The following is a 13575-nucleotide window of genomic DNA, read 5'->3' as shown; positions in this document are numbered from 1 at the left end:
TGGAGAGGAAACGCGATGCAGCTGACAGCCGAGCGACTCGAGACAGGCCTGGCCGGGCTCTGGCCTGACTGCCGCCGTGCCCTGGCGGCCGTCTCCCTGCCGGACTGCGTCCGGCTGGTGCTCGACAGCCGTCGCCTGGCGGCGGGGGACGTCTTCGTCGCCGTGCCGGGCGTGGCAAGCGATGGCCGCGACTTCGCCGCCGCGGCCCTTGAGGCCGGCGCTTCTCTGGTGCTCGCCCATCGGGAGGCCGGCGAGCCGCCGGCCGGGCCGGCCGACCCGCGGGTGGTGCCACTCGAGGGGCTGCGCGGTCGCCTCGGCGAGCTCGGCCGCGAGCTCTTCGCCGTGCCCGACGACCTGGAGCTGGTCGGCGTGACCGGTACCAACGGCAAGAGCTCGGTGGCCCACTACCTGGCCGAGCTCAGCCAGGCACTAGGGGTCGATGCCGGCCTGGTGGGTACCCTGGGCCATGGCCGCCCCGGTGCCCTGGTCGAGGGGGGGCTGACCACGCCCGGGCCGCTGGCGCTGCAGGCGTCACTCGGTGAACTCGCCGCGAGCGGGGTCCGGCGCGTGGCCATGGAAGTCTCCTCCCACGCCCTGGAGCAGGGGCGCCTGGAGGGTTGCCGGATCACCGCCGCGCTGTTCACCAACCTGACCCGCGACCACCTCGACTACCATGGCAGCATGGCCGCCTATGCCGCGGCCAAGGCACGGCTCTTCCGCCAACCGGAACTCGAGCTCGCCGTGGTCAATGCCGACGACCCCCTGGCCCGCCTGATGCTCGCCGGCATACGGCCGGGCGTGCGAGTGCTGGCCACCGGCGAGGATGAGGCGGTGACCCTGAGGGTCGTGGACTGGCAGCCCCACGACGCCGGTCAGCGAGCACTGGTCGCCACCCCGGACGGGGAGCGGGTGCTCGAGCTGCCCCTGTTGGGCCGCTTCAACCTCGACAATGCCCTGCTGGCCATCGCGACCCTCTACGGGCTCGGTCATGGGCTGGAGGCGCTGTTTGCCGCCGCCGGGACGCTGACGCCGGTGCCGGGGCGCATGCAGGCACTCGCACGCCCGGGCGCCCCCAGGGTGGTGATCGACTATGCCCATACGCCGGATGCCCTGGAGAGCGCGCTCACGGCGCTCGAGGCGCACCTGCCGGGCAGCGGCCGGCTGTGGTGCCTGTTCGGCTGCGGCGGCGATCGCGATGCCGGCAAGCGCCCGCTGATGGCGGCCGCCGCCGAGCGGCACACCGACCGGCTGGTCGTCACCGACGACAACCCGCGCGGCGAGGAGCCCGCGACGATCCGCGAGCAGGTGCTCGCCGGCCTGTCGGACGAGTCGCGCGCCCGGGCCTGGAACCTGGGCGGGCGCGCCGAGGCGATCGCCCGCGTGCTGGCCGAGGCGGCACCCGACGACGTGGTGCTGATCGCCGGCAAGGGCCACGAGGCCTACCAGGAAGTGGCCGGCGTTCGCCACGCCTTCTCGGATCTCGACACGGCCGAGCGGGCCCTGGCGGCCCGGGCCGGGGCGGGCGTGCCATGAGCCAGGCAGGCCTCGCGACCCTGGCCGCGGTAGCGGACGCCCTGGGGCTGCCGGCACCGGCCGGGGACCTCGCGATCACCGCCATCGTCACCGATACCCGCCGGCTCGTGCCCGGCTGCCTGTTCGTGGCGCTCAAGGGCGAGCGCTTCGATGCCCACGACTTCCTCGGCCAGGCCCGGGAGGGCGGGGCCGTGGCGGCCGTGGTGGAGAGAGAGGTGGAGCCACCGGTGGGCGACCCCCTGCCGCAGCTGGTGGTGGCCGACACCCGGCTGGCCCTGGGGCTGCTCGGCCGGGCGCGGCGTCGCGCCTGGGGTGGTCCGCTGGTGGCGGTGACCGGCAACAGCGGCAAGACCACGGTGAAGGAGCTGCTGGCGGCGCTGCTGTCCCGTCGCGGGCCGACGCTTTCGACCCGCGGCAATCTCAACAACGACATCGGCGTCCCCCTGACCCTGCTCGAGCTCGACTCCCGTCATCGTCAGGCGGTGGTGGAACTCGGCGCCAACCACCTCGGCGAGATCGCCTGGACCACCCTGCTGGCCGAGCCGCGGGTGGCGGTGATCACCAATGTCACCGGCGCCCATGTGGGCGAATTCGGCGGCACGGGGCGCATCGCCCAGGCCAAGGCGGAGATCCTCGCCGGGCTCGCCGCCGGCGGCGTGGCGGTGCTCAATCGCGATGATGCCTATTTCGCCACCTGGGCGCGGCTGGCCGCGCCCGGGGAGGTGCTCGACTTCGGCCTGACGCCGGGGGCCCGGGTCACGGCCGCTGCGCTGGCCTGTGACGCCCTCGGGCGCTATGCTTTCACGCTTGTCGTGGACGGGCGTGCCCTCGGTCGCGTGCAGCTTGCCCTGCTGGGGCGCCACAACGTCGCCAATGCCCTGGCCGCGGCCGCGGCGGCCCTGGCCATGGGCCTCGACGAGGCGGACGTGCTCGCCGGACTCGCCGCGGTGGCCCCGATGCCCGGGCGGCTCTCCGTGGTGGAGGGGATTAACGCCACACGACTGCTGGATGATACGTATAATGCCAACCCCGGCGCGGTGAAGGCAGCGCTCGACCTGCTGGTGACGCTGCCCGGACCGCACTGGTGCCTGCTGGGTGCCATGGGCGAACTGGGGGAGGCGTCCGACCGGCTGCATGCCGAGATCGGGCGCCACGCGCGGGAACTGGGGATCGACTTCCTCGGCACCTTCGGCGACCCGGCGCGGCCGGCGAGCCACGCCTTCGGCGAGGGCGGGTGCCACTTCGACGATCGGGAGGCGCTGACGCGCCACGTCCTCCACCATCTGCCGCCAGGGGCCAGCGTGCTGGTCAAGGGGTCGCGCAGTGCCGGCATGGAAAGGGTGGTCGCCGCACTGCGCTCGGATGCATCAAGGTGAACGCGATACATGCTGCTTTATCTGGCTAATCTACTGGCGCAATTCTTCAGCGCCTTCAATGTCTTCAACTACCTGACCCTGCGCATGATCCTGGGGACCATCACCGCCCTGGTGCTCTGCCTGTGGCTGGGACCGGTGATGATCCGCCGCCTGGTGGAGCGCCAGATCGGCCAGGCGGTGCGCGACGACGGCCCCCAGTCACACCTCTCCAAGGCCGGCACCCCGACCATGGGCGGCGCCATGATCCTGATGGCCATTGCCGTCAGCACCCTGCTGTGGGGGGACCTCACCAATCACTATGTCTGGATCGTGCTGGCGGTGACCCTGGGCTTCGGTGCCATCGGCTGGGTCGATGACTACCGCAAGGTGGTGGAGAAGAACCCGCGCGGCCTGCCGGCCCGCTGGAAGTACTTCTGGCAGTCGGTGATCGGCGTGGCGGCGGCGGCCGTGCTCTACGCCACCGCCGTCGAGCCGGCGGAGACCAGCCTGATCGTGCCGCTGTTCAAGGACATCGTGCTGCCGCTGGGGGTATTCTATCTCGTGCTCACCTACCTGGTGATCGTCGGCAGTTCCAATGCGGTGAACCTCACCGATGGCCTCGACGGCCTGGCGATCATGCCCACCGTGCTGGTGGCCATGGGGCTGGCGGTGTTCGCCTATGCCAGCGGCAACGCCGTGTTCGCCGACTACCTGCAGATTCCCAACATCGCCGGGGCCGGCGAGCTGGCGGTGTTCTGCGCCACCATCGCCGGGGCCGGCCTGGGCTTTTTGTGGTTCAACACCTATCCCGCCCAGGTGTTCATGGGCGACGTGGGGGCCCTGGCCCTGGGCGCGGCGCTGGGCGTGGTGGCGGTGATCGTGCGTCAGGAGATCGTGCTGTTCATCATGGGCGGCATCTTCGTCATGGAGACCGTCTCGGTGATCCTCCAGGTGGGCTCCTACAAGCTCACCGGACGGCGCATCTTCCGCATGGCGCCGCTGCATCACCATTACGAGCTCAAGGGCTGGCCGGAGCCGCGGGTCATCGTGCGCTTCTGGATCATCACCGTGGTCCTGGTGCTGATCGGCCTGGCCACGCTGAAGGTTCGCTGAACGGATTCGCTGAGCCCCGCGGGGAGATCGTCAACGCCTTACGCCAGGAGCCAACCATGGTCAAGGTGCCGAAGGGAGTCACGCTGGTGGTCGGGCTCGGGATATCGGGTCGCGCCATCTGCCGTCACCTGACGCGGCAGGGCACGCCCTTCATGGTCGCCGATACCCGGGCGGTGCCGCCCGGCGTGGATGACTTCCATGCCGCCCATCCGGGGATCGAGGTCCACTGCGGACCGTTGACTGACCTGGACCTCTCCGAGGTCGAGGAGGTGGTGGTCAGCCCGGGAATCGACCCTCGGACCCCGGGACTGGCCGAGCTCGCCGGCCGCCCCCGGCCGGGCAGCGACGAGCCGCTGCGGGTGGGCGAGATCGCGCTCTTCGTGCGCGCCTGTCGCGCCCCCATCGTCGCCGTGACCGGCTCCAACGCCAAGTCCACCGTCACCACCCTGATCGGCGAGATGGCCCGCGAGGCCGGGCGTCGTGTCGCGGTGGGCGGCAACCTGGGGACCCCGGCCCTGGACCTGCTGGCCGAGGCCCCCGGGGCCGAGCTGTACGTGCTGGAGCTCTCGAGCTTCCAGCTGGAGGCCACGCCGCGGCTGGGCGCCGAGGTCGCCGTCTTCCTCAACCTCTCGGAGGACCACCTGGATCGCCACGGCGACATGGCCGGCTACCGGGCCGCCAAGCTCGGCATCTTCCGTGGCGCCCGCCATGCCGTGGTCAACGCCGATGATCCCATGACCTGGCCCGCGGCCCCCCTGCCGGCCCAGGACCGCTTCACCACCCACCCCCCGGCGGCCGGCGAGTGGGGCATCGGGCGCCGCGAGGGGCGCGACTGGCTGATGCACGGCGACGAGCCGCTGATGCCCGCCGACGAGGTGCGCCTGCCCGGGCGCCACAACCAGGCCAATGCCCTGGCGGCGCTGGCCGTGGGCCACCGCCTCGGGCTGCCGCCGGCCGCCATGCGCGCCGTGCTCGAGCGCTTCGCCGGCTTGGTGCATCGCGGCGAGCTGGTGGCCGAGGTCGAGGGCGTGCGCTGGATCAACGACTCCAAGGGCACCAACGTGGGGGCGACCCTGGCCGCCATCGCCGGCCTCGGCCCGACCCTCGAGGGGCGGCTGGTCCTGCTCGCCGGCGGGGTGGGCAAGGGCGCCGACTTCCGGCCGCTGGCCGAGCCCCTGGCCCGCTACGGCCGCGAGGCGATCCTCTTCGGCCTGGATGCCGAGCGCCTGGAGCAGGCGCTACGGGGGCGGTTGCCGCTGACCCGGGTGCCGGACCTGGAGGCCGCCATGGCCCGGGCCGTCGAGATCGCCGAGCCGGGCGACTGCGTGCTGCTCTCGCCGGCCTGCGCCAGCCTCGACCAGTTCGCCAACTACCAGGAGCGGGGCGAGGCGTTCCGTCGTTGGGCGCACCGGCTGGTGGGGAGGGCACGATGAAACGTCTGGCCCGCTGGCGCGAGCGCCTCTCCACCCGGGATCAGCCCTTCGACGGCTGGCTGCTGCTGGCGGCCCTGTCGCTGATGCTGATCGGCTGGGTGATGGTCACCTCGGCGTCCACCGAGGTGGCCTCGAGCCTCACCGGCAACACCTGGTACTTCAGTATCCGCCACGGCGCCTTCCTGCTGCTGGCGCTGCTGGTCGCGGCGCCGATGCTGCGGGTGCCGCTGATGTGGTGGAAGGCCAACGGGCCACTCCTGCTGCTGGTGGGCATCGCCCTGCTGCTGCTGGTGCTGCTGGTGGGGCGCGAGGTCAACGGCAGCAAGCGCTGGCTCTCGATCCCCGGCGTGCCCTTCAACCTCCAGGCCTCGGAAGTCGTCAAGCTCTGCCTGATCGCCTACCTGGCCGGGTACCTGGAGCGCTTCCTGCCCCAGGTGAGGCGGCAGTGGGGCGCCTTCCTGCGCCCCCTGATGGTGATGGCAGTGATCGCCCTGCTGTTGATCCTCGAGCCCGACTACGGGGCCGTGGTGGTGATGACCAGCTGCGTGATGGGCATGTTACTGCTGGCCGGCGCCCCCTGGGGGCGTTTCGTGCTGTTGCTGGGCCTGGTGGGGCTGGCGGGTTTCTACGTGGCGATCGCCGAACCCTATCGCCTGGCGCGCCTGGCCAGCTTCGCCGACCCCTGGGCGGACCAGTTCGCCAGCGGCTACCAGCTGACCCAGGCGCTGATCGCCTTCGGCCGGGGCAGTTGGCTCGGCATGGGGCTCGGCAACAGCGTGCAGAAGCTCTTCTACCTGCCCGAGGCCCATACCGACTTCGTCTTCGCGGTATTGGCCGAGGAACTCGGCCTGTTCGGCGCCATCGGGGTGGTGGGCCTCTTCGCGCTGTTGATCTGGCGGGCCCTGGCGGTGGGGCGTCGCGCCGAGCTGGCCAGGCTGCCCTTCGCCGCCTACCTGAGCTACGGCATCGCCCTGGTGGTCGGTGCCCAGGCCTTCATCAACATCGCGGTGAGCACCGGCATGCTGCCCACCAAGGGGCTGACCCTGCCGCTGCTCAGCTACGGCGGCTCGAGTCTGCTGGTCAGCGCCGTGATGATGGCGCTGCTGTTGAGGGCCGACATCGAGACCCGCCAGGCGGTGCGCCGGGCCAGTCCGACCGCCTCGCGGCAGGGCCCGGGCCGGTCCCGCGAATCCCGTCTCGGCCAGCAAGGAGTCGCCTAGTGAGCAAGCACACGGGGCGTCGCGCCCTGATCATGGCCGGGGGCACCGGTGGTCATGTGATTCCGGCCCTGTCGCTGGCCCGCGGCTTGGCAGCCGAGGGGGTCGAGGTCGAGTGGCTGGGCAGCCCGCGGGGCATCGAGAACCGCCTGGTGCCCGAGGCCGGCATCCCCCTGCACCGCATCTCGGTGGCGGGGCTGCGCGGCAACGGCGCCGTCGGTTGGCTGCTGGCGCCACTCAACCTCACCCGGGCGGTATGGCAGGCCTGGCGCATCATCCGCGCCTATGATCCCCGGCTGGTGGTGGGCCTGGGCGGTTTCGCCAGCGGGCCCGGCGGACTTGCCGCCTGGCTGTCGGGTCGACCGCTGGTGATCCATGAACAGAACGCGGTGGCCGGCCTGACCAACAGGGCCCTGGCGCGGCTGGCCCGGCGGGTCTATGCCGCCTTTCCCCAAGCCTTTCCCGGCCGCGGCGAGGTGATCGGCAACCCGGTGCGGCCCGAGATCGCCAGGCTGGGCGAGCGGCCGAGGCGGGCCGGCGACATGGCGGGACGGCCCCTGCGCCTGCTGGTGGTGGGGGGCTCCCTGGGGGCCCGGGCCCTCAACGACACCCTGCCCGGGGCGCTGGCCGCGTTGCCCGAGGGCCGTCGCCCCGAGGTGCGCCACCAGGCCGGTCGCGACAAGGACACGGCGACCCGCGAGGCCTACCGTGGGCAGGGCGTCACGGCCGAGGTCACCGCCTTTATCGACGATATGGCCGGGGCCTACGACTGGGCCGACCTGGTGGTCTGCCGGGCCGGCGCGCTCACCGTGGCCGAGCTGGCGGCGGCGGCCAAGCCGGCGCTCTTCGTGCCCTTCCCCTATGCGGTGGACGATCACCAGACCGCCAACGCCCGGGCCCTGGTCGAGCGGGGGGCGGCCCGCCTGGTGCCCGAACAGGAGATGAGAGCGGCGTCGCTGGCCGAGGGGCTGACGACGCTGCTGGACCCCGATACTCTCGCCACCATGGCGGCGCAGGCACGCGCCTGTGCACACCTCGACGCCGTCGAGCGCCTGGTGGCCGGCTGCATGGAGACAGGTTTTGAGCGATAGCACACCCGGGCCGGTACCCGGCCCCTGCGTCCCCCCCCGCCATGGCCGGGGCCTGGGAATGCGCCGTATCCGGCACATCCATTTCGTCGGTATCGGCGGGGCCGGCATGTGCGGCATCGCCGAGGTGCTGGCCAACCAGGGCTACCAGGTCAGCGGCAGTGACCTGAAGGCGTCGCCGGTGGTAGCGCGGCTACGCCACTGCGGCATCCGCGTGGCCATCGGCCACGGCGCCGACAATGTCGCCGGCGCCGACGTGGTGGTGGTCTCCACCGCGGTGGACGAGACCAACCCCGAGATCCGCTGGGCCCACGACCACCGGGTGCCGGTGGTCAGGCGCGCCGAGATGCTTGCCGAGCTGATGCGCTTCCGCCACGGCATCGCGGTGGCCGGCACCCACGGCAAGACCACGACGACGAGCCTGACCGCCACCCTGCTCGGCGAGGGGGGGCTCGACCCCACCTTCGTCATCGGCGGTCGGCTGACCAGTGCCGGCACCAATGCGCGGCTCGGCGAGGGCGATTACCTGGTCGCCGAGGCCGACGAATCCGACGCCTCCTTCCTGCATCTGCAGCCGATGGTCTCGATCGTCACCAACATCGACGCCGATCACATGGCCACCTATGGCGGCGATTTCGAGCGGCTCAAGGGCACCTTCATCGAGTTCCTGCACAACCTGCCGTTCTATGGCCTCGCCGTGCTCTGCATCGATGACGCCAACGTGCGCGGCCTGCTCGACCGGGTGAGCCGTCAGTTCGTCACCTACGGCTTCAGTGAGGATGCCGACTACCGCATCGAGGACTTCGTGCAGCAGGCCGGCGAGGTGCGCTTCACCGCCCGCCGCCCCGACGGCCTGGCGCCGCTCGAGATCCGGCTGGCCATGCCCGGCCGCCACAACGCCCTCAATGCCATGGCGGCGATCGTGGTGGCCACCGACGCCGGGGTCGATGACGAAGCGATCCTGGCTGGCCTGGCCGGCTTCGCCGGCGTGGGGCGACGTTTCCAGGTCCATGGCCACTTCCCGGCGCCGCAAGGCGAGGGCGAGGTGATGCTGGTGGACGATTACGGCCATCATCCCCGCGAGGTGGAGATGGTGATCCGGGCTGTGCGTGCCGGTTGGCCCGAGCGGCGCCTGGTGATGGTCTACCAGCCCCATCGTTATTCGCGCACCCGCGACCTCTACGAGGACTTCGTGCGCGTGCTGGCCGAGGTCGACACCCTGCTGCTGCTGGATGTCTACAGCGCCGGCGAGGCGCCGATTCCCGGTGCCGATGGGCGCACCCTGGCCGGGTCGATCCGCCAGCGTGGCGAGATGGACCCGATCTTCGTCCAGGAGAAGGGCGAGTTGCCCGGCTTGCTGGCCAGGGTACTGCGCCCCGGCGATATCCTGATCACCCAGGGGGCAGGCGACGTGGGCGGCATCGCCCTGCGCCTGGCCGAGACAAAGCTGAATTTCGATGAGGTCGAACTATGAGCGCAGGCAGCAGCGATCCGGGACGGGTGGTGGTGCTCTATGGCGGCGACTCCGCCGAGCGCGAGGTGTCGCTCAAGAGCGGCGCCGCCGTACTGGATGCCTTGCGGCGCGCCGGGGTGGATGCCATCGGCTATGATCCCGTCGAGGGCGGGCTGGCCGGCCTGGAAGCCCTGGCACCGGATCGGGTCTTTATCGCCCTGCACGGCCGCGGCGGCGAGGACGGTACCCTGCAGGGCGCGCTCGAGCTGCTCGGCATCCCCTATACCGGCAGTGGCGTGCTGGCCTCGGCCCTGGGCATGGACAAGCAGCGCACCAAGCTGGTGTGGCAGGCGCTGGGTCTGCCCACCCCGGCGTCGGTGATGCTCGGCCCCGATGCCGACTGGGGGGCGGTGGTCGAACGCCTGGGGCTGCCACTGATCGTCAAGCCGGTGCACGAGGGCTCGACACTCGGCATCAGCATCGTCGACGGCCCCGAGTCGCTGGCAGCGGCCTACCGCGAGGCGGCCCGCTTTGATGCCCGGGTAATGGCCGAGCGCTTCGTGCAAGGCGATGAGTACACGGTGTCGCTGCTCGGCGACGAGGTGTTGCCGGCGATCCGGGTCGAGGTCCCCGGCGGCTTCTACGACTACGACGCCAAGTACCTCTCCAACGACACCCTCTATCATCTGCCCTGCGGTCTCTCCCGGGATGAGGAGGGCGAGCTGGCCGGCCTCTGTCGCGACGCCTTCGAGGCGGTCGGTGGCGAAGGCTGGGGGCGGGTGGACGTGATGCGCGATGGCGAAGGGCGCTTCTGGCTGATCGAGGTCAACACCACGCCGGGCATGACCGACCACAGCCTGGTGCCCCAGGCGGCGGCCCATGCCGGCATCGACTTCGAGGCACTGGTGCTGCGCATTCTCGCCAGTGCAGGGTGTGGCCGGGCATGACCCGCCGGGGTGGACTGGTCGGTGTGCTGCTGCTGCTGATGCTGATCGGCGCCGGTGGCCGCGCCCTGTGGCTCTGGCTCGACCGGCCCATCGAGCGCGTCTCGATCCGTGGCGAGCTCCACCATGTCAGTGCCGACTACCTGCGCAGTCGGCTCGCGCCGTTGATCCAGGGCCAGACCTGGCTCTCGGTGAGCCTCGGCGACCTGCGCGACCGTGCGCTGGAGATCGACTGGCTGGCCGAGGTCCGCCTCAGCCGCGAATGGCCCAATGCGCTGACCTTCGAGCTCGTCGAGCAGGTGCCGGTGGCGCGCTGGAACGACGACTATCTGCTCAATCCCGAGGGCGAGCCCTTCGCCTTCGGGCCGGTGTCGCCGCCCGGCGACTTGCCCGATCTGGCCGGGCCGGCGGGCAGCGGTGTCGAGGTGCTCGCCTATCATCGGCGCCTGGCATCGCGCTTCGCCGACCTGGGGCTCGAGATGACACAGCTGCGCCTCGAGCCGCGTGGCGCCTGGCGTTTCCAGCTCGACGACGGCGTCTGGGTGATGCTGGGGCGCAATGATCGCGAGGCGCGTCTGGCACGCTTGGCCGCCGCCTGGCAGCGGCAGCTCGATTCCCAGGCGTCGCATATCCGCTACATCGACCTGCGATATCCCAATGGGGTCGCCGTGGCCTGGCATGGAGAAACCGAGCCCGTCGGGGAGGACGAAGCCGCGGGGAGCTGAGCTCTTTTTTGCCGAAGACGCGCGCGCTGCAGGGGATCGAGATGTTTCTTTTGCAGCAAAATCGCCGTATCGTGAAGTTTGATTTTCGTAATGGGCTGGTGGATCAACCGTAGTTGTTCCTATAATTGCTCCAGGCTTGTTTTTCAGGATTAAACGCCCCCTTATTTGTGGGCCAGGTTCGAGGAGATTTCCCGACTCATGGCAGGTCCATCCAATGCGTCGAATATGGTAGTCGGGCTGGATATCGGAACGTCCAAGGTCGTGGCGATCGTGGGGCAGCCCAACGACGATGGCGGGATCGAGATCGCCGGTATCGGCTCACACCCCTCCCGGGGCATGAAGAAGGGTGTGGTGATCAACATCGAGTCCACGGTGCAATCGATTCAGCGCGCCGTGGAGGAGGCCGAGCTGATGGCCGGCTGCGATATCCACTCCGTCTATGTCGGGGTGGCCGGTAGCCACATCAGTTCGATGAACTCCGACGGGGTGGTGGCGATCAAGGAGCGCGAGGTGACGCCCTCCGACATCGACCGCGTCATCGATTCGGCCCGTGCCCGGGCGATTTCCGAAGGGCAGCGGGTGCTGCATGTGCTGCCCCAGGAGTTCGCCATCGACACCCAGGGCGGCATCCGCGAGCCACTCGGCATGTCCGGCGTACGCCTGGAGGCCAGGGTTCACCTGGTCACGGCGGCGCTCAATGCGGTGCAGAACATCGAGAAGTGCGTGCGGCGCTGCGGCCTCGAGGTCGACGCCATCATCCTCGAGCAGCTGGCCTCGAGCCATGCGGTGCTCACCGAGGACGAGCGTGAACTGGGCGTCTGCATGGTCGATATCGGTGGCGGTACCACGGATATCGCGGTATTTACCGAGGGGGCCATCCGCCACACGGCGGTAATTCCCATCGCCGGCGATCAGGTCACCAACGACATTGCCATGGCGCTGCGTACGCCGACCCAGTATGCCGAGGAAATCAAGGTCAAGTATGCCTGCGCCCTGACCCAACTGGCGGCCAGCGACGAGATGATCAAGGTGCCGAGCGTCGGCGACCGGCCGGCCCGGGACCTCTCCCGCCAGTCCCTGGCCGAGGTGGTCGAGCCGCGCTACGAGGAGCTCTTCACCCTGATTCGCGACGAGCTCCGGCGCAGCGGCTACGAGGACCTGGTGGCGGCCGGCGTGGTGCTTACCGGTGGCACATCGCGCATGGAGGGCGTGGTGGAGCTGGCGGAGGAGATCTTCCACATGCCGGTGCGCATTGCCTGCCCGCAGAACGTGCGGGGGCTCGCCGACGTGGTGCGCAATCCGATTTATTCGACCGGGGTCGGTTTGCTACATTACGCCTTGCGAGAGGCCCGTCAGGGGCTGAGTCGACAGGCACAAGGTGGCGTGATCCCGGTGCAGCCGAGGCGCGAAGACGCCTCCCGACGGGGATTGAGGGAAGGGATTCCGGCGCTGGACAGGCTGAAGGGCTGGTTGAAAGGAAATTTCTGACAGGGCCGCCGATGCGGTCCAGGAGACGGGGCATATGTTCGAACTGGTAGATAGCGCACCCTCAAGCAGTGCGGTCATCAAGGTGATCGGTGTCGGCGGTGGTGGCGGCAATGCCGTGAATCACATGGTCGAGAGCAACATCGAGGGCGTGGAGTTCATCTGCGCCAACACCGACGCCCAGGCCCTGAAACGGGTCGCGGCCAAGACCGTACTCCAGCTCGGCAGCGAGATCACCAAGGGGCTCGGTGCCGGGGCCAACCCCGATGTCGGTCGCCAGGCCGCCATGGAGGACCGCGAACGCATCGCCGAGCTGCTCGGTGGTGCCGACATGGTGTTCATCACCGCCGGGATGGGTGGCGGCACCGGCACCGGGGGGGCTCCGGTGGTGGCTCAGGTGGCCAAGGAGCTGGGCATCCTGACCGTTGCCGTGGTGACCCGCCCCTTCCCCTTCGAGGGCCCCAAGCGCATGCGTGCCGCCGAGGAGGGCATGAGGGAGCTCTCCGAGCATGTCGACTCCCTGATCACCATCCCCAACGAGAAGCTGCTCTCGGTGCTGGGCAAGAGCGCCAGCCTGCTGACCGCCTTCAGCGCCGCCAATGACGTGCTGCTCGGCGCCGTGCAGGGCATCGCCGAGCTGATCACCAGCCCCGGCATCATCAACGTCGACTTCGCCGACGTGCGCACGGTGATGTCCGAGATGGGCATGGCGATGATGGGGACCGGTGGCGCCACCGGCGAGAATCGTGCCCGCGAGGCCGCCGAGAAGGCGATCCGCAGCCCGCTGCTCGAGGATATCGATCTGCACGGTGCCCGCGGTATCCTGGTCAACATCACCGCCGGCCCGGACCTCTCCATCGGCGAGTTCAACGATGTCGGTGCCACCGTCCAGGAGTTCGCCTCCCAGGACGCCACCATCGTGGTCGGTACCTCCATCGACATGGAGATGACCGACGAGCTGCGGGTCACCGTGGTGGCCGCGGGGCTCGATGGCCGGCAGCAGCAGAAGCCGGCCGCCCGCGAGACCGCCAAGCGCAGCGAGGCCGGTGACTACCGCAGGATGCAACAGCAGCCCGCGGTGATGCGCCAGCAGGCCACCGCCAGGGCGGCCGAGCCCGAGGAGGCCGCCAAGCCCCGTCCGGAGAAGCGCAAGTCCCAGGAGCTCGATGATTACCTCGACATCCCGGCCTTCCTGCGCCGTCAGGCCGATTGAGGTGCGCTTTCGGCTG

General features: G+C 70.2%; 11 protein-coding genes. All 11 read left to right on the top strand.

What is annotated here, in order from left to right; translation table 11 throughout:
- Window positions 1–15 precede the first annotated feature (15 nt).
- On the top strand, window positions 16–1533 hold the full coding sequence (locus tag CR157_RS01810) for a UDP-N-acetylmuramoyl-L-alanyl-D-glutamate--2,6-diaminopimelate ligase (protein ID WP_110281831.1): 1518 nt from the start codon (window positions 16–18) through the stop codon (window positions 1531–1533).
- Window positions 1530–2909 carry a UDP-N-acetylmuramoyl-tripeptide--D-alanyl-D-alanine ligase gene (locus CR157_RS01805; protein WP_110281830.1) on the top strand — a complete coding sequence of 460 codons (1380 nt, stop codon included), beginning with the start codon at window positions 1530–1532 and terminating at the stop codon, window positions 2907–2909. Before CR157_RS01810 ends, CR157_RS01805 begins: the two co-directional genes overlap by 4 nt.
- A 9-nt stretch (window positions 2910–2918) precedes the next feature.
- The gene (mraY, locus tag CR157_RS01800; protein ID WP_110281829.1) at window positions 2919–4001 is read left to right on the top strand and encodes a phospho-N-acetylmuramoyl-pentapeptide-transferase; all 1083 of its coding nucleotides are present in this window, start codon (window positions 2919–2921) and stop codon (window positions 3999–4001) included.
- 56 nt (window positions 4002–4057) lie between these two features.
- Window positions 4058–5434, top strand: a complete 1377-nt coding sequence (gene murD / locus CR157_RS01795) for a UDP-N-acetylmuramoyl-L-alanine--D-glutamate ligase (protein ID WP_110281828.1) — start codon at window positions 4058–4060, stop codon at window positions 5432–5434.
- Window positions 5431–6654, top strand: a complete 1224-nt coding sequence (gene ftsW, locus CR157_RS01790) for a putative lipid II flippase FtsW (protein ID WP_110281827.1) — start codon at window positions 5431–5433, stop codon at window positions 6652–6654. The genes murD and ftsW overlap by 4 nt, the downstream gene beginning before the upstream one ends.
- A 32-nt stretch (window positions 6655–6686) precedes the next feature.
- Window positions 6687–7742 carry an undecaprenyldiphospho-muramoylpentapeptide beta-N-acetylglucosaminyltransferase gene (murG, locus tag CR157_RS01785; RefSeq protein WP_110282787.1) on the top strand — a complete coding sequence of 352 codons (1056 nt, stop codon included), beginning with the start codon at window positions 6687–6689 and terminating at the stop codon, window positions 7740–7742.
- Window positions 7743–7800: 58 nt separating this feature from the next.
- Complete coding sequence (murC, locus tag CR157_RS01780) at window positions 7801–9213, top strand: UDP-N-acetylmuramate--L-alanine ligase (protein WP_110281826.1); 1413 nt, start codon at window positions 7801–7803, stop codon at window positions 9211–9213.
- A complete protein-coding gene (locus tag CR157_RS01775; protein WP_110281825.1) occupies window positions 9210–10139 on the top strand; it encodes a D-alanine--D-alanine ligase in 930 nt (309 codons plus the stop codon). Before murC ends, CR157_RS01775 begins: the two co-directional genes overlap by 4 nt.
- Window positions 10136–10861 carry a cell division protein FtsQ/DivIB gene (locus CR157_RS01770; protein ID WP_110281824.1) on the top strand — a complete coding sequence of 242 codons (726 nt, stop codon included), beginning with the start codon at window positions 10136–10138 and terminating at the stop codon, window positions 10859–10861. Before CR157_RS01775 ends, CR157_RS01770 begins: the two co-directional genes overlap by 4 nt.
- Before the next feature lie 198 nt (window positions 10862–11059).
- Window positions 11060–12349: a cell division protein FtsA gene (ftsA, locus tag CR157_RS01765; protein ID WP_110281823.1), complete on the top strand. Its 1290-nt coding sequence runs from the start codon at window positions 11060–11062 to the stop codon at window positions 12347–12349.
- A gap of 34 nt (window positions 12350–12383) precedes the next feature.
- Complete coding sequence (gene ftsZ / locus CR157_RS01760) at window positions 12384–13559, top strand: cell division protein FtsZ (protein WP_110281822.1); 1176 nt, start codon at window positions 12384–12386, stop codon at window positions 13557–13559.
- Window positions 13560–13575: the final 16 nt, after the last annotated feature.

This window comes from Halomonas sp. LBP4 (assembly GCF_003202205.1).
Classification (GTDB): Bacteria; Pseudomonadota; Gammaproteobacteria; order Pseudomonadales; family Halomonadaceae; genus Halomonas; species Halomonas flagellata.
The sequence above is the reverse complement of the archived record's forward strand: the minus strand, read 5'-3'. Positions and strand labels throughout refer to the sequence as shown.